Raw genomic sequence first — 22,477 nt, 5'->3', positions numbered from 1 at the left:
ATTAGAATTTAAACCTGCTGATCAATCCTTTTAAGTGTAGCCTCTTAATTAACCGGTTAAGCCTTTTTTCATTTTTACTTCCCGCGTCAAGCGTGTCAAATACCAGGCCTGCCGTTACAGCATAAACAGCATGATGAAAACCATCAATAGCAATAGCCTTTGCATCTTCTTTATAAATGGGAGGGGCAGCTTTAAATTTAGGTAAGATAACCATAGCTGTACCCCAGATTGCTCCAAAATGAATCAGCGTTGCAGGTATGCCTTTTAGTCCGGTTAGTGAAATTAATCCACGGGTTACACCCCATACAGTTCCGTATGACCAGTGTATCTCCTGCGAAAGTTTTTGTTTGTCATCCGAGCTCGCGGGTTTTAAACCGGCTGTTTTTTCCGCGACTTTAAGCGGTGCTTCACTCGGTTCACGTTTGGTTATCTTCATTTCTATTATCTGAGATATAGTTATGGCAGCCGTGGCCACCAACCCCGCAAGCAATCCTTTACCTATTGCTCCACCCAACTCGCCCAAGGCATTGTTTTCATGTAGTTTCATAGTTTTAGTTTTGATGTACTATTTACAACAATGTAAGTTGCTTATTGATTTATGTTTTTAATTAGAACATAAATTGCCCTTCTGGGGTTCTACTATTAACAAATAGAACAACTATGCATTTAAAAATATCAAAGCCGTTTTGGCAAGTTATTAGCCTCGGTACTTTGGCAGGTATGCGATCAACATCGGCGCCTGTTATTACCAGCCATATATTGAGCCATCATCACTCAAAAAACCTGGAGCATTCTCCTTTAAGATTTATGCAATCGGCCAATGTGGCCAAAGTGCTGAAACTTGTTGCCTTGAGCGAGCTGGTGGCTGATAAATTACCATCAACACCTAACCGTATTAAGCCCGCGGTGCTGGCAGCACGTGTACTGTCGGGCGCGCTGGCCGGAGCAAGTATTTATAAAGCAATAGGTGGTAAAGCCATAACAGGTGCGTTAATAGGGGGCGGGGCAGCATTTGCATCAACCTTTGGTAGTTACTTTTTGCGCAAAAGTGCTGTTAAAAGCAGCCATATAATTGACCCTGTAATTGGCGCCATTGAAGATGCCCTTGTAATAGGTAGTGGCATGGGTTTATCACGTTTGGCTTAACCCGCTGTTTTAGGTACAACATATTTTTCCAGATCCTTTATTTCATTTCTTGATTTAGGGAGACTACCAGGATAATTTTGCTGGATATAAGTGATCAGGTTTTCGCGAATGTAACAACGCAGGTCAAACGCATCTGACGAGTTGCTGGCGCTCATCAGTACACGGATCTCTATGGCGTTTTCCTTACTATCGGTTACCTGAATAATGCTCACTTTTTTATCCCATAGTGGCGATTTTACTATCAGGCGGTCAAATTCTTTCCTGATCTCGTCAAGGGGTATGGAATAATCCATATATAAAAATACAGTTCCTAATATATCTGCCGAACTGCGCGTCCAATTTTGAAATGGTTTTTGTATAAAATAATTTATAGGTAAAATGAGCCTTCGCTGATCCCAGATCCTTAATACTACATAGGTTAAGGTGATTTCTTCAACCCGGCCCCATTCACCTTCAACTACCAGTACATCATCAATACGTATAGGTTGTGTAAATGCTATCTGGAAACCGGCAAGCAAATTTCCCAGCGAGTTTTGAGCGGCAAAACCAACAATGATGCCACCAATACCTACACCGGTTAACAGTCCGGTTCCAATTTTACGCATACTTTCAAAACTCAGCAAAATAATGGCTATGGTTACAAAAACAATGATCACCACTAAAAGCTTGCGCATAAACTGAATCTGCGTGCGTATTTTACGTTCCAAAAGATTATCTGCCTTGTTCAGGTCGTAAGCGTGATAAATATAGTCTTCCAGTATTCTTACAGAGCGTACCAGGATGCCGGCAAATGAAATGGTTAACAAAATTTCAACGGTTTTATCCAGTGGTGCTATGAATGCATTGTCCATCCGCATAAAGGGTAAAAACAGGTTAAGCAGGAACAACGGGATAAAATAGGTAATGGCTGTGCCCAGATTAACTATTATTGACCTGAAGAAGGAGTAGGAGGTTTCTTTTTTCGCATAAAATTTAAACAGGTGGGTAACTATAAATTTTATAATAAGCCCAACCAGTATAGCAATCAGGGCAATTATAAGATCCCAAACAATAGATGGGATACGCTGTGAAAATTCGAGCAGATCAGGAGGCAACCTATTTTCTGTATTCATAGTATATATGTTATATAAATCTAATCTAAAAATAGTAGGAATGTAAAATTGTTTTAGCAATTGCTAATGTGTTAGGTGTTGATACATATATTTACAGAACTTTTGATAATTTTGTTAAAAAAGTCAGGAATTTAATTTGACTTACACTATTTTATATAATTCATATAGCAAATGGCTGCAGGCAATGACCATCAGGATATAAAAAGAGAGAAAATTTTAGAAGCTTCTTATCAGCGGTTTTTACATTATGGTTATTCAAAAACCACCATGAATGAAATTGCCGGCGATCTGTCAATGTCAAAAGCTTTGCTGTATTATTACTTTCCTGATAAAAGTCAGTTGTATATTGCAGTGATGCGTAAGCTATCAAATGATTACTTAAAAATTTTAGAAGATAAAATAGATACTTTTACAAATCTTAAAGAAGCCTTTGTTTTCCAGATCAATACAAATCATGACTTTATTGTAAGTAACTATAATTTCTTTGATTTTTTCAGGCTTAATGAACAAAACCTTCCTGATTCCATATGGGAAATTGTTGGCCAGGTTCATTTGTCGGAATTGAATTTATTAAGCAATGCGATAAAAACCGAAATTGAGCGCGGCACTATTAAACCAATAGATAATCCCGGTGAGATTGTTGACCTGCTGCTTGATGCCTTACACGGTATAAGAGTTGGCGCGGTGTCGCAAAAGAAAACAAGCTTTCCGCGTAAAGAACATTTAGAAGAAATACACACCAAAAAACTATTACTGATCGATATTTTTATCAAGGGATTGATGTATTAAGTATTAGGATCTCAAAATTGATTTACTGTCAGTTATTGGTCAAAAGATTGATAGTCAGGCATACGCCGAATATTATTAGATACCTTTGTTCTGGTAAATAATTTCTAAATGTGGTTTTATTGCGTTAGATGTTATTCAAAGAAACTTCCTATTTAATAAGAGGTGATTGTTTTAGAGTGATTTAGCAGAATGGAGCATATCCATTCTGCTTTTTTTATGCTTAAAATTATGCCGTCAAAACTAATTGGAAATTTATCAGGATTAATCAGGTACATTTTAGCAAGGCCAGCGGAAATGCTTTGAAAATGGAATCAACAGTGATATGATCAGTATAGGCGGATGGTTTACCGCTTAATAAATTATCCCATTTTATGGGCGTATGCTCAGGCAAAATGATCTGAGTATTTTCCCAATCAATATCGCCGGGATGGTTGCTGCCAGCATTTATTTGTCCTAAATGCAGCGGTATAGCTATAATGTACCAGTTATTATCATTTTGGCGGGCATAAGCCAATACATTACCCTTGTATTTACCATTAACCTTAAGTGGTATATAGATGCCGTTTTTAAATGTTTCCGTATCAATTTTGCGCTCATTAAATAAAAGCTGTGTAAGCCAAAGTTTGATGCCGGCATTGTAACGACTTGTCCAAAGCCGGTCAATTGATGTTTTTGAGGCCATCAATTCCTTTAAATTATGCGCTCTTGCCTCATAATCAACCGGACGGCGGTTATCAGGATCAACCATGCTCAGATCCCAAAACTCGCAGCCCTGGTAAACGTCAGGAACACCGGGGCAGGTAAATTTTAAAACTGTTTGTGCCAGCGAATTGATAATGCCATAGTCGGCAATTTTTATTTGAAGCTGCCGAAAGCTTTTCATAAAGGTACTTTCGGGCTGTATTATGGCATCCACGAACTTTTTGCAGCTTGCTTCATAGAGTTCATTCGGCTCGGCCCATTGTGTATGCAGCTTGGCCTCACGCAATCCCTTTATCAGGTATTCTTCCATGCGGGTATGAAAATCATCCCCATCCTCGCCGGGCATTGGGTAACTGCCTGCTATACTTTGATAAATCAGGTATTCATCGTTGGCATCGGGTACTTTATTTGTTTTGTATTTGCTGTTAACCTTTTGCCAGTGTGTAACCATATTCAGCCAATCATCTGCAATATCAGTTAGTACATTAAGTCTGGCCCTCACACCTTCGCCGCGTTTAGTATCATGGGTAGCTGTAGCATTAATGGATAATGGCCATTGCTGTTGCCGGGTAACCATGTAATTATGGAATTCATCTGCCGATAGCCCAAAGGTGAGTGGCGTATCGCCAACCTCATTATGGCCAATAAAACGATCGTAAGTATACATTAGGGTATCTTCAACACCTTTGGCCATTAGCGGGCCTGTAAACTGCATACAGCGCAGGTAGAAATTTAGTGCCTTTGGTGCATAATCAGATGATGGGGCATTTTTAAAAAAGATATCCTCAAACAGCGCAACTGTTTTCTTTAATTCAGGTTTAGCTTCCCTTATTCCTTTAAATATATATTGTATTGCTTCTTGTTCGGCCTGGGGCAAAGGAAAGCTGTTGCCATAATACCTGTAAACCGGGCACCTGATCAAAAACTCAGCAATTACAGTTTTAATTTGATCGGGTTTTATTTTAATGGTACCGGCCAGTTCCAGGTCGTAAAAAAGCTGGTAAAGATTTTCAAGTTCCCCCGCCATGTGCTCATACAGTATCAGCGACTTTTTGTTTAATATAGATTGAGTAATGGATGATTTATCGGCATTAAAATTCCTGTAGAAATCAGCAAACTGCTTTTTGCTTTCTGCTTGCGTAAACAGATTGTTTACAACAGCCAGAAAATCATAACCGGTATTACCTTGCACCGGCCAGTTTTTGGGGAAACCTTCTCCATCTTCCAGTATTTTTTCAACCACGATGTAAGTTTCGTTACCTGTTAATTTACGCAAACGTTCAAGGTAAACAGTTGGGTCATAAAGCCCATCAATATGATCTAAACGTAGGCCCTGAATAATGTCCTTATCCAATAACGTTTTAACAAGTTCGTGGCATTTATCAAATACTGCAGGGTTTTGCATGTTGAGGCAAATGAGCCCGTTGACAGTAAAAAAACGACGATAATTAATTTGCTTTTCGGTTTCCTGCCAATAACATAATTGATAATACTGTTCGTCTGATAACTGCTGCAATAGAGTTGGCTGCTTGTTAATCCGCTCAACGCAGTTTTTTAAATATTTTTTAGTTGGCAGTTGTTGATACAGGGATTTAAGCTGCTGTTTTAATTCGGTAAAGCGGATGTTGTATGTTTTATCATCATCACTTTGTTGTAACTCCTTTGCTTCTTCAATTAACAGATGGATAGTTTCGAGCTTATCTTCGGTTACAGTTTGCAGTATGGAAATATAGGCGTGCAGATTTAAAGGATAATATTGATCTGCATAGGTAAATACAAACTGACCATCCCTGAACGCTATTTTGATTTGCCCGTCATTTAACGCATCCTCAAACGGCAAACCTAAAAGAGGAACCATCACCCTGCTGTGGTACACTTGTGCCGACCATATAATGTCAAAAAAATCAACGTATGCTGAACGCTTGCCTTTCTCCAGCACATCCATTAACCAGCTATTGTTTTGGTGGAAAGCCATGTGGTTTGGTACAATATCCTGTAACCAGCCAATGTTCAATTTTTTGAGGGTTTTGCTGATATTTTCCAGTTGCTTCAAAGTTCCTATCTCAGGATTAATGTGTAAAGGGTTAACTACATCATAACCATGGGTGCTGCCAGGCGTGGCTTCAAAAATAGGAGAGGCATATATAGTGCTAACCCCTAATTGATGCAGGTACGGTATAATGTGCTCAAGATCTTTAAAAGTAAAATCTTTATTAAACTGTATCCGGTAGATAGCAACGGGGTTATGCATAATATTGGGTATATATCAGGATAGACTCCGGAGGTATTGCCATTACACCTGTACTGATTATTTGCGGTGATGAAACAGGTCCATTCCATCCCGGCCCGGCAGAGTCAAATAGTTTTTGCCATTGATCTACGCCTTCAGGTATCATCACATTTTGATTGATATTGGCGAAATTCAACAAACAAATTACGCTCTGCTCGTCAGTCCATCGTTGTAAAATCAATGTATTGCTGGCTGTATCTACTTCAACGCTCATGTTTTTACGATTGGGACTTTTTAGAGCTGGTTGATGCTTCCGTAATCCGATCAGGGCTTTGTAATACCTCAGCATGGTTTGGTGGGGTTCCTGGTCAAGTATATCCCAGTTTAGTTTGGAGTGTTCAAAGGTTTCTATTGCCTGCGGGTCAGGAGCTTCACCGTGAGCATGGAAATCTGCAAATTCAGCTTTGCGTCCTTTTCTTACAGCCTTGATCAGCTCTTGATCCGTATGGCTTACAAAAAACAGGAACGGGTTAGGCTCACTTCTTTCTTCGCCCATGAATAGCATGGGCAAAAACGGACTGATCATTACGGCTCCTGCCATCAGCTTTTGCATTTCAAAACTAAACAAATGGCTTGAACGCTCGCCCAGCATCCGGTTACCAACCTGGTCATGATTTTGCGAAAACACCACGAACTGCCTGCCATTTACATCATCAGTACTGGTGCCAAATGTTTTTTGTCGTTGCTCAGAATATTGGCCGTGATATACATAGGCATTTTCATAGGAGTTTGCCAGATCGGCTATGCCATTAAAATCTGTATAATATCCATTTCTTTCGCCGCCTGCTGTTACACGCAGGGCATGGTGAAATTCGTCGATCCATTGTGCATCCATGCCGTATCCACAGCAATTTACGGGGCTAATGAACCGGGTGTCATTCAGATCACATTCCGCAATAAGATAATGAGTTTTTCCGGATGCCTGCGTCAGTTCGGCTACCTTCCCGCTGATCTCCTGCAAAATATGTTTTGGGCCAAAATCTTTAATAGCATGTACTGCATCCATCCGCAAGGCGTCCACATGAAAATCACGGAACCACATCAGCACATTCTCTATAAAATAACGTCGAACCTCATCGCAGCCGGCATCGTCAAAATTGATAGCCCTGCCCCAGGGTGTGGGGTATTTATCGGTAAAGTAAGGCCCGAATTGACTAAAGTAATTACCCTCAGGGCCCATGTGGTTATATACCACATCTAAAACTACAGCCAGTCCTTTATTGTGGCAGCTATTGATCAAATGCTGTAAACCCCGTGGTCCTCCGTAGCTGTTTTGCACCGCGAAAGGAAAAACACCATCATATCCCCAGTTCCTTTCGCCGGGGAATTGAGCTATGGGCATAATTTCTATCGCGGTGATACCAAGTTCAATCAGATAATCAAGTTGCTCTTCAATGCCTTTAAAAGTGCCATCGCGGGTAAATGAACCGGTATGGAGTTCGTAAAATATATAATCAGCCAGCGGAGTGTTTTTCCATGTGGCATCTGTCCAGTTAAAAGCGTTTACGTCAAATGCTCCTGATGAGCCATGCACGCCATCCGGTTGAAAAAGTGATGCCGGGTCAGATAGTTGTTTGTCATCTACATCAAACCAATATTGGTCATTAGGTTTAATCTCACCGGTGGTTAATGTCCAATAGCCGTGCTTTTCCCTGATTAAAGGAAGCATTTGTTTATCAAGTTTGATAAAAACCTTGCCGGCATTTGGTGCCCACAACTTTACCTCAGCAAGTCCCGAAATATTAAAGTTAACACCTATTGATCTGTTATTGATGTTTAGTGCCGCCATTATATACCAATTGGTGTTTAAGTAATATAACCGATCTCCCCGCTACCTGTATGATAGATTCAGCGCTATATTTGCAGGTATTTTCATCTATTTGCTCTTTACCGGTATCTATCAGTAGTTCCCAATCCTTGGCATATTCAATTTTGGGTAATTTGTAACTTAATGGTTCATCATGCGCGTTAAAAATAATGTAGAAACTATCATCAACTACTTTATTACCTTCGGCATTAACGCTATGGAGGCCTAAACCATTTAAAAAAACAGCTACCGATTTGGCAAAATCATGACTCCAGTTATCATCGGTCATTTCAGAACCGTTGGGTAAAAACCAGGCTATATCAGCAATGCCATTACTTTTTACAGGCTCGCCCTTAAACCAGTTTTTCCTTGAAAAAGCGGCGTGATCTCTCCGCAAACTGATCAATTTACGTGTAAAAGCCTGCAGCTCCTTATCCATTGTTTTCCAGTTTATCCATGAAATTTCATTGTCCTGGCAGTAGGAGTTATTATTCCCTCCCTGTGTGCGGCTCATTTCATCACCAGCAACCAACATGGGTACACCTTGCGAAAGGAAAAGCGTAGTTAAAAAATTCTTTTTCTGTTTCTCACGCAGCTTATTGATAACTTCATCATCTGTAGGGCCTTCCACACCGCAATTCCATGAACGGTTATAGTTTTCACCATCATTATTATCCTCACCATTGGCTTCGTTATGCTTTTCATTGTATGATACCAGATCGTTCAAAGTAAAGCCATCATGCGCGGTGATAAAATTGATGCTGGCTGTAGGCCTGCGGTATGATTTGTACAGGTCAGAGCTTCCGGTTATGCGGTCGGCAAATTCTGCCAGTGTACTTTCACTTCCACTCCAGTAATCACGTATACTATCACGGTATTTACCGTTCCATTCTGCCCACCCCGATGGAAACTTACCCACCTGGTAACCGCCTTCGCCCAGATCCCAGGGCTCGGCTATTAATTTTACCCGGGATATGATAGGGTCCTGGTGAATGATATCAAAAAAGGCGCTCAGACGGTTAACTTCATGCAGTTCACGGGCCAGCGTGGCGGCAAGATCAAAACGGAAGCCGTCAATATGCATATCCACGATCCAATACCGCAGGCTATCCATCATGAGGCGCAGCACATTGGGTAAATTTGCGTTCAGGGTATTACCCGTACCTGTATAATCCATGTAATACCTCTTATCATCATCTTTGAGGCGATAGTATGAAGCATTGTCAATACCCTTGAAAGATAAAGTAGGACCCATTTGGTTGCCTTCGCCGGTATGATTATACACCACATCAAGAATTACCTCAATCCCGGCTTTATGCAACTCCTTAACCATGTTTTTAAATTCAATAACCTGTTCGCCAAGTACACTGCAGGATGCATAGCGGGCATCTGGTGCAAAAAAACCAATGGTATTATAGCCCCAGTAATTGGTGAGGCCTTTTTCTACAAGATGCCTGTCTGTAAGAAAATCATGAACCGGCATTAATTCAATAGCGGTAATACCCAGATCTTTTAAATAAGCAATAGTAACGGGATGTGCTATAGCCGCGTACGTACCCCTGATATCTTCAGGTATTTCAGGGTGAAGTTTGGTGAGCCCTTTTACATGAGCTTCATAGATCACCGAATTATAATAGGCTATGTTGGGACTTTTATCGTCCTCCCAATCAAAGTTATGATCAATAACAACCGACTTGGGGACAAATGCCGCATTATCCGTTTCGCTAAAGCTCAGATCTTCATCAGGGCTGCCTACTTCATATCCAAATAAGGAATCATCCCAATCAATTGTGCCTGCAATAGCCTTTGCATAAGGATCTATCAATAGTTTGTTGGGGTTAAAACGATGACCGTTCTCTGGCTCATAGGGGCCATGCACCCGGTATCCATATAATTGTCCGGGTTTTAAGCCGGGTATGTATATGTGCCATATCAAGTCAGAAAATTCGGTGATCTGAATTCTCGATGATTCTATTTCATCATTCACTGTAGTAAACAGGCAAAGATCAACACCTGTTGCATTTTCTGAATAAAGCGTAAAGTTAACCCCATTACCATCCCAGCTTGCGCCAAGTGGAAATGGATTGCCGGGGTATGTTATTATTTTCATAAATGTTCAGGTAGTTTATTTATTGTTACTAAACTTCAAATTGAAATTAAAGCTAATTGTTTTGGGCGGATAATTTTTTGTTCTGATCAGCATTTAACATGATTGCTTAAAAACGTCAATAATACATTTCCTTTTTTTTAAATAAATTAATTTATAATTGATTGGTATTAATTATAAATGTAAATTTGAGTAACCTAAACAACGAAATTTATGAGCAAGAAAATATTCATCGTTGAGGACGACAATGATTTGTCTGACGAAATACAATCGAACCTGAAAGGAGAGGGTTATCACACTGCTGCTTATCCTGGTAAAAATTCTATAAAGGGTGTTATACTGCAAATGCCCGACCTGGTGCTGGTGGATAACAAATTAAAAGACGGTTTAGGGAGCGAACTATGTTCGGCCCTTAAAAAACATCCTTTAACCAGCCATGTCCCGGTAATACTGATATCGAGGGGTGAAAACCTGGCTAATGTAGCCCGGGAATGCGGTGCCGATGCTTATTTAAATAAGCCATTTAATATGGCCAGGCTATTGGAAACGGTAGATAGGCATTTAAATCATCTTGTTTAATCTGTTATAATTTATTGCTCACCATTTTTTAAAGATCACAAATACGGCCAGCACGATGAGCCCAAATCCGGCCAGGTGGTTCCAACCCAGCTTTTCGTCTTTAAAAAAAATGAGCGTGAATGACATAAAAACCACGAGGGTTATAGCCTCCTGTATAGTTTTAAGCTGAACCAGTGTAAAAGGCCCCCCATTGTCTTTAAAACCACCCTCATTGGCTGGTACCTGAAAAAGATATTCAAAAAATGCCAACCCCCAGCTAATCACAATTATGGAGAAGATCCCCAGGTTTTTACCCCATGAATATTCCTTAAACTTTAAATGCCCATACCAGGCAAACGTCATGAATGTATTGGAGATAGTTAAAAATAGAATTGTTTTTAATCCTTTCATGTATTAATAATAGCTAATGATGAGTTAAACAATTTACCTTGTCAATGTTTAAGTTTTCAATAATATTTATTTTTAATTGAAAAGCCGCGCATGATGTATAATTACATCTTGCACGGCTCAATAAAGAATGGTTATTGCTTATGCTTTTACAGCTACATCATCATGGTCAGTACCGGTAACTACATCATACCAGTCTGCTATATCTTTTTCAAAAGCGGCTGTTTTTTCCCTGAACCGTTTAAGGGTGTCGTTACCTAAAGGCAAGTGGACAGGAGGATTTTCTGCAGCGGCAAGTTTAACAAAGGCTTGTGCCAGTTTTTCAGGATCGCCTGGTTGTTGGTAGTTAGCCTCTGTGGCAAACTGACGCATAGTACCTACAGTTTCTGCATAATCATCAATAACGTTTGCTGTACGGCTTAGGGATGATGTATCCAGAAAATTGGTGCGGAAAAAGCCAGGAGCAACTACAGTAGCATGTATGCCCAGTGGCGCAAGTTCCAAAGCCATACCTTCGGTGATGCCCTCTATGGCAAATTTAGTTGAACCGTATAAACCCCACCCATAATAAGCGCCTAAACCACCAACTGATGATATATTGATCACATGACCTGAATGTTGTTTGCGCATGTAAGGTAATACCGCCCTTATCACATTCAGCGTACCGAATACATTCACTTCATAGTTTTGCTTTACCTCCTGGTCTGTAGCTTCTTCAACAGCGGCTAGTAAACCATAACCTGCATTGTTTACCAATACATCAATACTGCCAAAATGATCAATGGCTTGCGCGGCGGCTTGTTTTGCTTGTGCTTCATTGGTAATATCAAGGGTTACCACATACAGGTTTTCATTGTTATTAAACTGAGTGGCCAATTCTTCTGGTTTGTTACGAACGGTGGCTACTACTTTATCACCTGATGCTAATACTGCTTTGGTAATATTCAAACCGAACCCTCTTGAGGCACCGGTGATGAACCATGTTTTTTGAGTTTTCATTGCTTTGATTTTTTGTTTGTTTTGATATATCAAAGATGAGGAGAAGCGGTAGGGTAGCTTATAACAATAACAAAGCGTTTATTATGAATTTCAAAGATTGATAAATAAAGCAAATGAAATTAAACTGATTAGTTAAGCATGATGAGCTTTTCTGAATTCGGCAGGGGTGAAACCGGTGTTTTTTTTGAAGAAGAGGTTAAAGCTGGGTTGTTCGGCAAAGCCAATGCTATAACTTATATTTTGTAAGGTCCAGTCGGTTTGTAACAGCAGCACTTTGGCTTCTTCAAGCAGCCGGTTACGGATATGAGTGCTCACATTTTGCCCGGTATGCTTTTTTAATAAAGCATTCAGGTGGTTGGGATGTACCGATAGGCTGGAGGCAAACTCCTTAGCCGTTTTTAATCTTATTGGGGTTTCGTAATTAATACCTGAAGTTTCTGTTTCCAGTAGGTTAAAAAATTGATGGATATGATTAAATTCTTCAGATACACTATCAGGTTTAGGGAAACGGGCTACTTTCATGCTCTCCACCATTAAAAGCTGTAAATAGGCCTGCATGGCATCTTCCTTAAATTCACTTGCAGATAGCTCTTCATTTTTCATACTACTGAATAAATGATTAAGTATCGGGAGCTCACTCTCTGCCAAACGGATTACGCTTTTATGCTTTTCGTTAAATAAACCAAACTTATCAATGGTAGCTTTTAGCTGTGGGTGGCCGTTGATGAAGGATTTTTTGAAGAGTACGTAATAACCGCCAGACTCATCTGAAAGGTTTTTCCATGAAATAATATCATTGGGATGGATATAAAGCAAGGTTGGCTCTTCAATATAATAGGTGTTGAGCCCCATGGTGAAAACGCCGGCGCCTTTTGTTACAAGCAAAACTTTATAAAAATCGCGCCGGTTAGGCGATAAGTAGTTGCGGCACTCGTGCTGCTCGCGGTTAAATACCCTGATGGTCCAACTTTCATAATAATCACGCATAACCGGTATCAGATCAGGCAGATCGCGCAGGGTGTCAATAAGCCGGTTGTCTAATGTGGTTTGCATGAATTTATTTTTCTGTAACTCAAAATTAAATATTGTAAACGGTATTATTAAACAGGATCGCTTTTTATTGTATGCCGCGTGTAACGGGCATAATCCCTAAGCTCTATAGCATTTGCTGCCTCATCTACCGTCTGCTGCATTTCCTTCAGGAATCTTTTAAATATTTTTTCCTTCCAGGGTAATTTAACCAGTATGCGCAACATCGTGGTTTGAAACCATAGCTGTGTATTTGATTTACTTACCATCTCTTTTAAAACAGTTATTCCCAATTGTTGGTTGGCCCTAACAAACCATCTCATCTGGCTTTCGTAGTTGTTAAATGCTCTTCGATGATCTCCGGAAGCGGCTGCAAGTTCTCCGGCTAAAACATATGCACCAACTAATGCCAAACTGCTGCCCTGGCCAGATGCCGGTGATGGGCAATAACCTGCATCGCCCAGTAACACCACACGGCCACTTGATAAACTATTCATTTTTACCTGGCTTATGGCATCAAAATAAAAATCGGGTGTATCATGAATGGCATCTAATATTTGTGAAATAGCCAGCCCTTCATCCTTAAACTGATCAATAACCATTTGTTTTTGCTGTGCTGTATTACGGTGACCATGATCTGTTGCCGGCGCCGCAAACATGAACAATGCTTTTGCTTCCTGATTTTCGCCTGTACTGTATATGTTTACAAGCTTATTCAATGCTGGATAGCTGAGTTCCCAATGATCAAGGTCAAAGTGATTGGGTATAGTGAAGGTGGCTACATAATACCCCAAATGTTTAATAGTGGTGTTTTCCTTTTCAAATGCCAGTTCCCGCACGTTCGACCTCAGGCCATCGGCCGCTACAATCAGGTCAAATATGCGCGGTTCTCCCTGTTTAAAGCTAACGGTTACATGCTCATGAGTTTGGGTTATGCTGGTAATGGAGTTATTGAAAATATATTCCGTTTGATCTTTGGTTTCGTTATAAAGGATCCCGGATAATTCACCCCGCATGATCTCCACATCGGTATCCTGTCGCATACCAAATATATTGGGGTCATTAAGGTCTACATACCGCTTACCTGCCGCGGTTATCATGGATGAACCACGCATGGCAGTATTTAATTCTTTTACCTGATCTAAAATACCCATACGCCCGGCTACCTCCGTGGCAACCCCGCGCAGATCAATCCTGTAACCTCCTTTTCTAAGTTCGGCAGCCCGTTCAACAACAGTTACATTAAACCCATAATGGTTTAGCCAATAAGCCAATGCCGGACCGGCAATACTTGCACCTGAGATTAAAATATTTTTGTTTTTTAGGTCGCCGCTCATAAGTGATCATTAAATATTGCTTTCAAATATCATAACATACCCATGGTATCAATAATAGATTTCGGCCAATTAGCCTAAATCATCGGTGAATGGAGGTAAGAAACCGGAAAAAGGTTTGCCCATTATTTAAAAACTTAAACGAGGGTGACGATATAGTCATCCCCATTTAATAAGTTTGTTTTTTTAGGGCAATGATCAATGATAATTTTTCACAGGCGCATGTGGATAAGGAGATAAAAGATTCCTTTTCCATAAATTATCTATCGAACCAAACATTTGATGGCTTGTCTGTTTGCAGGATAAATTACCACCGCATCTTTATGCTTTCAGAGGGTAGTGGTACACTTTTGGTAGATGATGTTGCCTATCAATTATCTGGTAGTGAGCTTTTTTTATTGGCAAAGGGTCAGTTATATGCATTTCATCCCAATACCCGTATAACCGGATATGAACTTTCATTTGGCGACTGTTTTTGGGAAAAGGCTCCTGATAGCGCCAGTAATTGTAAAGCGGTATTGTTTAATAACGCAGCAGCCAACCAGCAATTACCCTTAAATAACACAGATCAATCAGAGCTGGATGTGCTTTTTCAGGCGCTTTACCAGGAACTTATAAAGGACGATTACCCGAATAAGCTGGATGCTTTGGCTGCGTATTTAAAAATCATCATGATCAAGATAGCTAATGTGAACGCTGCTTTAATTCATGGATATGATAGCTATGAAAAACAACTTTACAGGGAGTTTATAGAATTAGTAAGCAAACAATACCAGGCAACGCATGAAGTGGCCTATTTTGCAAGTCAGTTAGGGATCTCTGCCCGTAAGCTGTCTGATCTGTGCAAACGTTGCAGTGGAAAAGGAGCTAAAGACATCATCAACGGACAGCTTATTGCGGAGGCCAAGCGTTCGCTGCAATTTTCATCAAAACCGGTAAAAGAGATCGCGTTTCATCTCAATTTTTCTACCCCCGATCAGTTTAGTCATTTTTTTAAGAAGAATACACAGATCTCGCCTCATGATTATCGTGATCGTTTTGTAAATATTGGCATGTGATTGGCGGTTTTTAACATTCCGGGGCCGCTTAAACCAAACTATTTTTGTTGATATAAAATCAACAAAAAATATGTCAGTAAATAAAGTAAAATCGTTAGCCGGAATAGTTATTCCCGATAGCGCTATTGCCAACCAGGCTACCGAACTATTATTAGAGCACGGTACAGAATTTATTTATAATCACTCCCTGAGGGTTTTTCTGTTTTCGTCGCTCAACGGAAAACGTAATAATTTACAATATGATCCGGAACTGCTTTACGTGAGTTCTGTATTTCATGATCTGGGTTTAACCAAACATTACAGTAGTCCTGACCTGCGCTTTGAAGTGGACGGGGCCAATGCTGCCCGCGACTTTTTGAAAAGCCATGGCCTGCCCAAAGAATCTTTACAGCTGGTGTGGGATACCATAGCCTTGCATACCACTATAGGCATTGCCGAACATAAAGAGCCGGAAGTTGCACTTATGTATTCGGGAGTCGGTCTTGACGTAATGGGCGAGGGGTATGAAAACCTAAGTGCAGAACACCGTGAGGAGATCATCCAGGCATTCCCGAGAAATGATTTCAAGAAAAATATAATCCCAACTTTTTTTAGCGGTTTTGAACACAAAACAGAAACCACTTTTGGTAACATTAAAGCCGATGTATGTGCCTTTATGATCCCGAATTTTCACCGTAAAAACTTTTGTGATTGCATTCTGCATTCACCGTGGAGTGAATAAGTTATTTAATGATTCAGATGGTGTAAACATCATTTGAATCATAAATGTTACATCCTATTAATTATATATTAATTAAATATTTATTTGTGACCGTAGGTTTGTTGTATCCAACCAATAAAACCTGATTATGAATTTATCTACATTAACACCTTTCAAATGGGTACTTATCCTGTTCTTTTGCCAGGCTTCTATCTGCTTTAGCAAAGCATCTGTTTATCACCCCGTATCGGCCAATAACGACGATTTTAAATTTGATAAAAAGATTTCGCGGGTAGTACTGGAAAACTATTTAGACCGATCAGTCACCATGCAAAGCCTGTTGGTAGGTAAAGGTAGTTTTGATGATAACCTCAGGATGATAAAAAACATTGGGGCCAAATTTATAGGCAGGGCAGTATGCCAGTGGGGCGAAGAAGCTGATATTCCAAAGAACCTGCAACAAGAAAAAGAGCTGGCCGCCAGGGTACATGCCAGTGACCCCGATATAATTTTGCAGGCTTGTATTTTTGAGATAGTAACGCCACAGGTTGATCAGCTTGCTGTACCCGACTGGGCATTTACCGCCTTAAATATGCCAGTACAGAAACGAAATTTTAGTTATGCTGATATGCTGTATCCCGACGGGAAGTTTAAAAATCAATGGGGCAAAGGTTCTGTACCTGATGTAAGCAGGCTCGAAACCATGCTTTTTTTCTACTACCTCGCTGTATCATATATTAATATAGGTATAGAGGGTATCCATTTTGGACAGGTGGAGCTGATGAACAAAAACGATCCTCAATTGGATAACTATGCGCAGATATTAACCCTGATCAGAAATTATGCAGCCAAGCATGCCCGCAGGCACATGATCATATGCGATTCGCATGTACCCAGCGGTGGCTTTGTGCGCAATGGAAAATTGCTGATGGATTTTCATGCTTTTCCGTTACGAATAATGGAAACCCCTGATAAACCGGAAGAGGCAATGCTCAAGGTAGGGCATACAGACGCGCTTTATCTGCGCAGTAAAGGCGGCATTACCCCAAGTGGCTGGACTTGCGAACATTTACCTTATCTGGTTGAATTTGATAACTATGGGGTAAGCAAAAAGCCAGGCCAGGCAAATGCCGGTGACATTCCTTTTTGGGTTTGGGGTTATGATGAGATCAGCTGGTTTGCACATCAAAATAAACAATACCGTACCCAATGGCTGCATTACGCGTATGATTGGGTCAAAAGAACTGATCCTAACGGTCACCTTGAAATGCCCGGCGGCAGGCAAACTACATCACCGATTGATAAAAAACGATGGTACTATGCCAATAACCCGGGCACTGCGGTACCCGATGGTCATGGCGATGAAGACACCATCCGCGATATATGGGCGGCTGCATCTGAAAATAAATAGGCAGCAGTTATTTACAGCTTTTACCCGTTTTATGATCTGAATATCATCCTTAACGATTGATCTTTTGATAAATAGGCTGTGGCCCAGTTATACAGTGTTTTTAACTTGTTACGGTAGTTTACCAACGAAATTAAGTGAATAAATAACCACATGAACAAAGCCAGGATACCGCCAATATGCAGCTTGTTTTTAAACAGGTCAACAACCGCTTTATTACGGCCTATAATGGCCATATCGCCTTTATCAAAATAATCAAAGGCGCTAAGCGGCTTACCTTTTTGCATGGCAATAAAGTTTTTGGCTAAGTTGCGGCCCTGCTGTATAGCTACCTGCGCCAATTGAGGGTGGCCTTTAGGATAGCGTTCATCTGTTATTTGAACGCTGGCATCGCCGATGGCATAAATATTATCGACGCCGGTTACTTTGTTAAATTCATCGGTTATCATTCTTTTTCCAACACCTAAACTGGTTTCAGGAATGCCTTCAAAAGTATTGGCAGTGATACCTGCTGCCCATATTAGTGTTTTGGTTTCAATAGTTTCGCCGGTTGATAAAGTGACTTTGGTTTTATCAAAATCCTTCACCTGGGTGTTTAATTTCACTTTTACGCCTAATTCTGTTAGTACCTTATAAGCTTCCTGATGAGTTTTATCACTCATTGGGCCTAACAGGTTTTTACCGCCATCAACAATATAAATACCACCAGGAGTACCTTTAAGTTCGGGGTAATCCTTCAGGAAAATATTTTTCTTCATTTCGGCCAGCATACCTGCAATTTCAACGCCTGTAGGGCCACCGCCGGCAATAACAATGGTCAACATTTTTTTTCGTTCTTCACGATCCTGGGTCATAGCGGCCTGTTCCATAGTTTGCAGTAAACTATTACGCATGCGCAAAGCATCATCAATGGTTTTCATTGGGATGGCGTTTTGCTGAACATTTTCCATACCGAAAAAGTTTATCCTGGCACCTGATGCAAACACCAGGTAATCATATTTAAGTTCTTCGTCAGTTAAATGTACGGTTTGTGCTGACGGATCTATTTTTACCACATCGGCCATGCGGTAGCTTATCCTTTTATTCCTGAATAGTTTGCGAAACGGATAGCTGATATCCGATGCGTCAAGAAAGCTGGTTGCCACCTGGTAAAGCAGGGGTGGAAAGTAATTATAATTGTTTTTATCAAGCAAAATAACCTGGTAGTTTTTGTCTTTGGCAACTTGTTCTGCAAGGTTTATCCCTGCAAAACCACCTCCAACAATCACGATTTTTTTAACCGCATTCTGGACAGTGTCCGCGGTTGCTGGTATAGTTTTAGGAGTGCTCATTTTAGTAAATGTTGATAGTGTACTTTATACACAAAGATACCTATATTTTACTACTTGTACATACTTTACCAGTGTTATTTGAGGTAATATAAAAGTATTGACAATGAGATGAATAAAGCGTTTTGTTTATGCCTTAGGATACTCTAATATGATCAGGAATAGGCTTTTTGCCCGTGATTTATGGTGATTAAAACCACCTGATTTGGGGATAGAAATCTATTAATTTATTAGTGAGTTTTGTTCTATAACTTATTTGACTTACATGGAAGATATAATGTATATGGAGCGATTAGGAAAATGGAAAGTTTATATTTTTATTTATAAAACATCCGTTAAAAATAAAACCGACAAGGAATTTATAGCCAATGTACTTGATGCGGTTTTTGGAGAAACAAGCTGGACAATTGACCTTACAGACGAAGATAAAGTACTGCGTGTAGAAAGCCTTTATCATGACCCCGATTTAATAAAGCAAGTACTCGCGGCCTACGGATTTTTTTGTGAGCAGATGCATTATTAGTAAGCTCAGTAATCAGATTAACTGGTACGTTGGCGTACCGCCTGCAATTTCTCAGAAAATGGTTTTGAAAAAGGCAAAAGGACAGATAAATGATTATGGCCCCACAAAAAAGTTAGTGCCGGTAAAGGTCAGCCTCTCCACTTATAATTAACCTGGAGTATTTATCTAATGCAAAATAAGGGCAGGTTAAACAAAAAATGGGTTAATGATCATTAACCCATTTTTAAGAGGATATGTTATGATAATTTAACCAAGGTTAACAGTACCACCAGCCGTTCCTGCCGCTTTTCTTCGGCTTCTTAACTTGATGATCTGGTATGTTGTACCAACTAAATACACTACGAACCAAATTCCCAGCCACATTTTTACTACAGGTGAATCAGGGCCGCTGGCCAATGGCTGTTCAATTGGCAATCTTGTTAATGACTCGACCGTTGCCGGGATCATAGAGAAAAAAAGTGTTAACGACATGAGGATGATCTGTACATAATCGGCACTTTTTCCAAAAAAACGGATCGACCGGGCATAAACAGCAATGGGCAGCAATACCAGGATAATTACACCAAGTGCGTGACCGGCAGAAGGGTGCCCGGTTTTCATGATCGGAAATCCGGTAAGACAGGTAATGATCGTTAAGATAACGTATAACCTGCCGGATTTGGTTCCGGGACTTATTTTCCCGTAACGAAATAAAGCTACTACGGCAACGATGATTGCGAGCACACTGATTATAGTGTGAATAATTCCAAGGATTGAAAGATGATTAGGCATGAGGATGATTTTTAAGTGTGAACAGGATTTAAGTACTAAATATAAAAATAACCTTAATGCTAAACAAATCAGGATGTTAAATAATCAATAGCAAGCAAAATCCTATCTGCTCTTTCTAAATTTGGTTGTAGTTAATATCTACACAGGTTTTAAGCTTTAATATTTATTTTATTTTGCGTTAACAACATAACAGTTTCTTTGGCCGGAATTAAAACTGCTTTATATTGCACCGCGGTTTTACATTAAATAATTAACATGAATAAACTTACAAAAGGAGTTACAGTATTAGGGCTATTGGCAAGCATCTGCATAACGGTAAACGCACAAACAAGAGAATATACTGTTGCCGATGCTCATTCTCATAATGATTATAAGAATAACATTCCTTTTTTACGGGCTTATGAAAAAGGTTTTGGCTCCATTGAGGCTGATGTATTTGCTGTTAACGGCCAGCTTATGGTGGCCCATGATAAAAAGGATATTAGTGCCAGCAGATCATTAAAAATCTTATATATTGATCCCTTAATTGAAAAGTTTAAGCGTGACGACCAAAGAAAACTAAGGCTGCTGATCGAAATAAAAGAAGATCATAAAGCAATATTACCTCTGGTAATAAAAGAACTGAAGCCGCTTGAAAAATATTTCTCCTATTCGGGGCACCCAGGCAGATTATCCATCGTAATGACCGGGGCGGTACCTCCGGCAGCTGAACTTAATAATTATCCTGATTGGATATCTTTTGATGTAGATCATTTAAATGGATTTACACCTAAGCAATGGCAAAGGATAGGGCTGGTAAGTTTTCCGTTTGGTAAATACACCAAATGGAATGGCAAGGGAGTATTGAACCGTGATGAGATCAGCAGGATAAAGAGTGGGATTGATAGTGTACACAACTCCGGGAAAATGATCCGTTTTTGGGAAACCCCCGATACCAAAAGCAGCTGGCTGGCTTTGATCAGGTTAGGTGTTGATGTGATTGGTACGGATAAAATAGAGGAGTTGGGCGACTTTTTAAATAAAAAACCACATGATGAATATGTGTCACCGGTCCCATACCAGGTATATCATCCAACCTATAATTCTGATGGTTCAACTAAAAAGGTTAAAAATATTATTTTATGTATCGGCGATGGTATGGGTTTGGCACAAATATATTCTACCTATACTGCCAACCGCGGGCAGTTGAATATATTTCAAATGCTCAATATTGGGTTCTCCATAACTAATTCGGCCGATGCTTATATTACTGATTCGGCAGCTGGAGGCACTGCCTTTGCTACCGGGCAAAAAACAGATAACCGGGCAGTTGGAGTTGATCCATCGGGCAAACCATTAAAATCATTGGCAGTATACAGCGCCGAAGCCGGAAAGAAAACCGCGGATATTGTTGCCTGCGAATTAACCGATGCTACTCCTGCGGTTTTTTATGCACATCAATCAGAACGGGCCAATGCTGCAGCTATCGCTAATGATATGGTTTCAACACCCATTGATATTTTGCTGGGTTCAGGGTATAAAGATTTTACACAAAAAGTTAATGGTGAAACGCCTTTGGATAAACTGAAACAAAAAGGCTATACTATTATCCGCAATTTTGATGAGTTTTTGAACTCACCGGCAAAAAAAATCGTTGCATTGGTGGATGACAGTGTAACCCGGCCCAAAATGGAGGGTAGGGGGAATTATTTACCCCAGGCTTTTAACAAGGTAACCGGTGTTTTTAAGAACAACCCTCAAGGTTTTTTTATGATGGTTGAAGGTTCGCAGATTGACCATGGTGGTCATAACAATAACCTGAAACAGATAATTACTGAAAATGCCGACTTTGACCGCGTAGTAGGTGATGCTTTACGCTTTGCTGATGAGGATGGCGAAACATTGGTTATTGTAACTGCCGATCATGAAACAGGTGGTTTAACCCTGCTTGACGGCAGTATTGCCAATGGCTACGTTAGGGGCGACTTTAGCACCAATGACCATACGGGTACTCCTGTCCCTGTTTTTGCTTATGGGCCCCATTCTGGTGATTTTAAAGGGGTATATCCTAATACCGATATCTTTAACAAGCTGCTGGCTTTGATCCAGGCAAAGCAATAATTTAAATGTAGTTTTTTAAATAAAACTTTGAAAGCAAACGCCTTAAATGATTTATTTAAGGCGTTTTGCTTTTGATAAATACGGCTTATAATTGTATTATTAACATTTAAAAATATTTTTAACTATCAGATAATCAGTTTATTAAATTAATAAACTGGTGTCAATTTGTCACTTCGGAAACGTTTGCGTATTTTAATTAAAATTCCTGTTCTTCGGTTCACATTTATCTCTAATTTAGTTTTGACCAATTATAAACCAGGTAGTATTTGATTAAGGCCCCTGCAGCCGATGGAATGAGACCAAGCAGG

19 protein-coding genes are annotated in these 22,477 nt (G+C 40.0%); 8 read left to right on the top strand and 11 right to left on the bottom strand.

From position 1 onward, the window contains the following. Position 1 precedes the first annotated feature (1 nt). Positions 2 to 547, bottom strand: a complete 546-nt coding sequence (locus M2273_RS29915; protein WP_429401930.1) for a hypothetical protein — start codon at positions 545 to 547, stop codon at positions 2 to 4. Positions 548 to 660: 113 nt separating this feature from the next. Between M2273_RS29915 and M2273_RS29910 the strand changes: the two genes are divergently transcribed. Further along, the gene (locus M2273_RS29910; protein ID WP_429401929.1) at positions 661 to 1,146 is read left to right on the top strand and encodes a DUF4126 family protein; all 486 of its coding nucleotides are present in this window, start codon (positions 661 to 663) and stop codon (positions 1,144 to 1,146) included. On the opposite strand, the gene M2273_RS29905 is transcribed toward M2273_RS29910, so the two are convergent. Continuing rightward, positions 1,143 to 2,258 carry a mechanosensitive ion channel family protein gene (locus M2273_RS29905; protein ID WP_429401927.1) on the bottom strand — a complete coding sequence of 372 codons (1,116 nt, stop codon included), beginning with the start codon at positions 2,256 to 2,258 and terminating at the stop codon, positions 1,143 to 1,145. The genes M2273_RS29910 and M2273_RS29905 overlap by 4 nt on opposite strands. 171 nt (positions 2,259 to 2,429) lie before the next feature. Here M2273_RS29905 and M2273_RS29900 point away from each other — a divergent pair, with 171 nt between their 5' ends. Beyond that, complete coding sequence (locus M2273_RS29900; protein ID WP_429401925.1) at positions 2,430 to 3,047, top strand: TetR/AcrR family transcriptional regulator; 618 nt, start codon at positions 2,430 to 2,432, stop codon at positions 3,045 to 3,047. 265 nt (positions 3,048 to 3,312) lie between these two features. On the opposite strand, the gene treY is transcribed toward M2273_RS29900, so the two are convergent. The 3 genes from treY to glgX are packed head-to-tail and all read right to left on the bottom strand — an operon-like array spanning position 3,313 to position 9,956. Further along, positions 3,313 to 6,000: a malto-oligosyltrehalose synthase gene (gene treY, locus M2273_RS29895; RefSeq protein WP_429401923.1), complete on the bottom strand. Its 2,688-nt coding sequence runs from the start codon at positions 5,998 to 6,000 to the stop codon at positions 3,313 to 3,315. Continuing rightward, positions 5,993 to 7,828 (bottom strand): malto-oligosyltrehalose trehalohydrolase, encoded by a 1,836-nt coding sequence (treZ, locus tag M2273_RS29890; protein ID WP_429401921.1) that lies wholly within the window; start codon positions 7,826 to 7,828, stop codon positions 5,993 to 5,995. Before treZ ends, treY begins: the two co-directional genes overlap by 8 nt. Continuing rightward, positions 7,806 to 9,956 (bottom strand): glycogen debranching protein GlgX, encoded by a 2,151-nt coding sequence (gene glgX, locus M2273_RS29885; protein ID WP_429401919.1) that lies wholly within the window; start codon positions 9,954 to 9,956, stop codon positions 7,806 to 7,808. The genes treZ and glgX overlap by 23 nt, the downstream gene beginning before the upstream one ends. A gap of 210 nt (positions 9,957 to 10,166) precedes the next feature. Between glgX and M2273_RS29880 the strand changes: the two genes are divergently transcribed. Continuing rightward, positions 10,167 to 10,532, top strand: a complete 366-nt coding sequence (locus M2273_RS29880) for a response regulator transcription factor (RefSeq protein ID WP_429401917.1) — start codon at positions 10,167 to 10,169, stop codon at positions 10,530 to 10,532. 18 nt (positions 10,533 to 10,550) lie between these two features. On the opposite strand, the gene M2273_RS29875 is transcribed toward M2273_RS29880, so the two are convergent. The 4 genes from M2273_RS29875 to M2273_RS29860 form a co-directional block, all read right to left on the bottom strand. Beyond that, positions 10,551 to 10,922 (bottom strand): DMT family protein, encoded by a 372-nt coding sequence (locus tag M2273_RS29875; RefSeq protein ID WP_429401915.1) that lies wholly within the window; start codon positions 10,920 to 10,922, stop codon positions 10,551 to 10,553. Positions 10,923 to 11,060: 138 nt separating this feature from the next. Next, complete coding sequence (locus M2273_RS29870) at positions 11,061 to 11,918, bottom strand: oxidoreductase (protein ID WP_429401913.1); 858 nt, start codon at positions 11,916 to 11,918, stop codon at positions 11,061 to 11,063. A gap of 132 nt (positions 11,919 to 12,050) precedes the next feature. Beyond that, positions 12,051 to 12,971, bottom strand: coding sequence for an AraC family transcriptional regulator (locus tag M2273_RS29865; RefSeq protein WP_429401911.1), 921 nt, complete (start codon positions 12,969 to 12,971; stop codon positions 12,051 to 12,053). A 47-nt stretch (positions 12,972 to 13,018) separates the two neighbouring features. Continuing rightward, the gene (locus tag M2273_RS29860) at positions 13,019 to 14,284 is read right to left on the bottom strand and encodes an FAD-dependent monooxygenase (protein ID WP_429401909.1); all 1,266 of its coding nucleotides are present in this window, start codon (positions 14,282 to 14,284) and stop codon (positions 13,019 to 13,021) included. Between the two features lie 191 nt (positions 14,285 to 14,475). Here M2273_RS29860 and M2273_RS29855 point away from each other — a divergent pair, with 191 nt between their 5' ends. The 3 genes from M2273_RS29855 to M2273_RS29845 all read left to right on the top strand — a co-directional run bounded on the left by M2273_RS29855 (position 14,476) and on the right by M2273_RS29845 (position 17,450). Continuing rightward, complete coding sequence (locus M2273_RS29855; RefSeq protein ID WP_429401907.1) at positions 14,476 to 15,339, top strand: helix-turn-helix domain-containing protein; 864 nt, start codon at positions 14,476 to 14,478, stop codon at positions 15,337 to 15,339. Positions 15,340 to 15,409: 70 nt separating this feature from the next. After that, the gene (locus tag M2273_RS29850; RefSeq protein ID WP_429401905.1) at positions 15,410 to 16,060 is read left to right on the top strand and encodes an HD domain-containing protein; all 651 of its coding nucleotides are present in this window, start codon (positions 15,410 to 15,412) and stop codon (positions 16,058 to 16,060) included. Positions 16,061 to 16,187: 127 nt separating this feature from the next. After that, positions 16,188 to 17,450 carry a hypothetical protein gene (locus tag M2273_RS29845; protein ID WP_429401903.1) on the top strand — a complete coding sequence of 421 codons (1,263 nt, stop codon included), beginning with the start codon at positions 16,188 to 16,190 and terminating at the stop codon, positions 17,448 to 17,450. Between the two features lie 29 nt (positions 17,451 to 17,479). Here M2273_RS29845 and M2273_RS29840 read toward each other — a convergent pair whose 3' ends face one another. Continuing rightward, positions 17,480 to 18,778: an NAD(P)/FAD-dependent oxidoreductase gene (locus M2273_RS29840; protein WP_429401901.1), complete on the bottom strand. Its 1,299-nt coding sequence runs from the start codon at positions 18,776 to 18,778 to the stop codon at positions 17,480 to 17,482. A gap of 262 nt (positions 18,779 to 19,040) precedes the next feature. On the opposite strand from M2273_RS29840, the gene M2273_RS29835 reads away from it, so the two are divergent. Then, positions 19,041 to 19,298: a hypothetical protein gene (locus M2273_RS29835; RefSeq protein WP_429401899.1), complete on the top strand. Its 258-nt coding sequence runs from the start codon at positions 19,041 to 19,043 to the stop codon at positions 19,296 to 19,298. A gap of 246 nt (positions 19,299 to 19,544) precedes the next feature. On the opposite strand, the gene M2273_RS29830 is transcribed toward M2273_RS29835, so the two are convergent. Beyond that, complete coding sequence (locus tag M2273_RS29830) at positions 19,545 to 20,069, bottom strand: hypothetical protein (RefSeq protein WP_429401898.1); 525 nt, start codon at positions 20,067 to 20,069, stop codon at positions 19,545 to 19,547. A 255-nt stretch (positions 20,070 to 20,324) separates the two neighbouring features. On the opposite strand from M2273_RS29830, the gene M2273_RS29825 reads away from it, so the two are divergent. Continuing rightward, positions 20,325 to 22,169, top strand: a complete 1,845-nt coding sequence (locus tag M2273_RS29825; protein WP_429401896.1) for an alkaline phosphatase — start codon at positions 20,325 to 20,327, stop codon at positions 22,167 to 22,169. The last annotated feature ends 308 nt before the right edge of the window (positions 22,170 to 22,477 follow it).

Origin of the sequence: Mucilaginibacter lappiensis (assembly GCF_050433765.1) — a bacterium.
GTDB classification, from domain to species: domain Bacteria; phylum Bacteroidota; class Bacteroidia; order Sphingobacteriales; family Sphingobacteriaceae; genus Mucilaginibacter; species Mucilaginibacter lappiensis_A.
This window is presented reverse-complemented; position numbering and strand designations above follow the sequence as displayed.

What these genes read in the sequence shown, in the direction of transcription:
- M2273_RS29825 (WP_429401896.1), top strand. Translation starts at nt 20,325, where the DNA reads ATGAATAAACTTACAAAAGGAGTTACAGTATTAGGGCTATTGGCAAGC.
- M2273_RS29915 (WP_429401930.1), bottom strand. Translation starts at nt 547, where the DNA reads ATGAAACTACATGAAAACAATGCCTTGGGCGAGTTGGGTGGAGCAATA.
- treY (WP_429401923.1), bottom strand. Translation starts at nt 6,000, where the DNA reads ATGCATAACCCCGTTGCTATCTACCGGATACAGTTTAATAAAGATTTT.
- M2273_RS29900 (WP_429401925.1), top strand. Translation starts at nt 2,430, where the DNA reads ATGGCTGCAGGCAATGACCATCAGGATATAAAAAGAGAGAAAATTTTA.
- M2273_RS29840 (WP_429401901.1), bottom strand. Translation starts at nt 18,778, where the DNA reads ATGAGCACTCCTAAAACTATACCAGCAACCGCGGACACTGTCCAGAAT.
- M2273_RS29835 (WP_429401899.1), top strand. Translation starts at nt 19,041, where the DNA reads ATGGAAGATATAATGTATATGGAGCGATTAGGAAAATGGAAAGTTTAT.
- M2273_RS29880 (WP_429401917.1), top strand. Translation starts at nt 10,167, where the DNA reads ATGAGCAAGAAAATATTCATCGTTGAGGACGACAATGATTTGTCTGAC.
- treZ (WP_429401921.1), bottom strand. Translation starts at nt 7,828, where the DNA reads ATGGCGGCACTAAACATCAATAACAGATCAATAGGTGTTAACTTTAAT.
- M2273_RS29845 (WP_429401903.1), top strand. Translation starts at nt 16,188, where the DNA reads ATGAATTTATCTACATTAACACCTTTCAAATGGGTACTTATCCTGTTC.
- M2273_RS29830 (WP_429401898.1), bottom strand. Translation starts at nt 20,069, where the DNA reads ATGCCTAATCATCTTTCAATCCTTGGAATTATTCACACTATAATCAGT.
- M2273_RS29905 (WP_429401927.1), bottom strand. Translation starts at nt 2,258, where the DNA reads ATGAATACAGAAAATAGGTTGCCTCCTGATCTGCTCGAATTTTCACAG.
- M2273_RS29870 (WP_429401913.1), bottom strand. Translation starts at nt 11,918, where the DNA reads ATGAAAACTCAAAAAACATGGTTCATCACCGGTGCCTCAAGAGGGTTC.
- M2273_RS29860 (WP_429401909.1), bottom strand. Translation starts at nt 14,284, where the DNA reads ATGAGCGGCGACCTAAAAAACAAAAATATTTTAATCTCAGGTGCAAGT.
- M2273_RS29875 (WP_429401915.1), bottom strand. Translation starts at nt 10,922, where the DNA reads ATGAAAGGATTAAAAACAATTCTATTTTTAACTATCTCCAATACATTC.
- glgX (WP_429401919.1), bottom strand. Translation starts at nt 9,956, where the DNA reads ATGAAAATAATAACATACCCCGGCAATCCATTTCCACTTGGCGCAAGC.
- M2273_RS29865 (WP_429401911.1), bottom strand. Translation starts at nt 12,971, where the DNA reads ATGCAAACCACATTAGACAACCGGCTTATTGACACCCTGCGCGATCTG.
- M2273_RS29910 (WP_429401929.1), top strand. Translation starts at nt 661, where the DNA reads ATGCATTTAAAAATATCAAAGCCGTTTTGGCAAGTTATTAGCCTCGGT.
- M2273_RS29850 (WP_429401905.1), top strand. Translation starts at nt 15,410, where the DNA reads ATGTCAGTAAATAAAGTAAAATCGTTAGCCGGAATAGTTATTCCCGAT.
- M2273_RS29855 (WP_429401907.1), top strand. Translation starts at nt 14,476, where the DNA reads ATGATCAATGATAATTTTTCACAGGCGCATGTGGATAAGGAGATAAAA.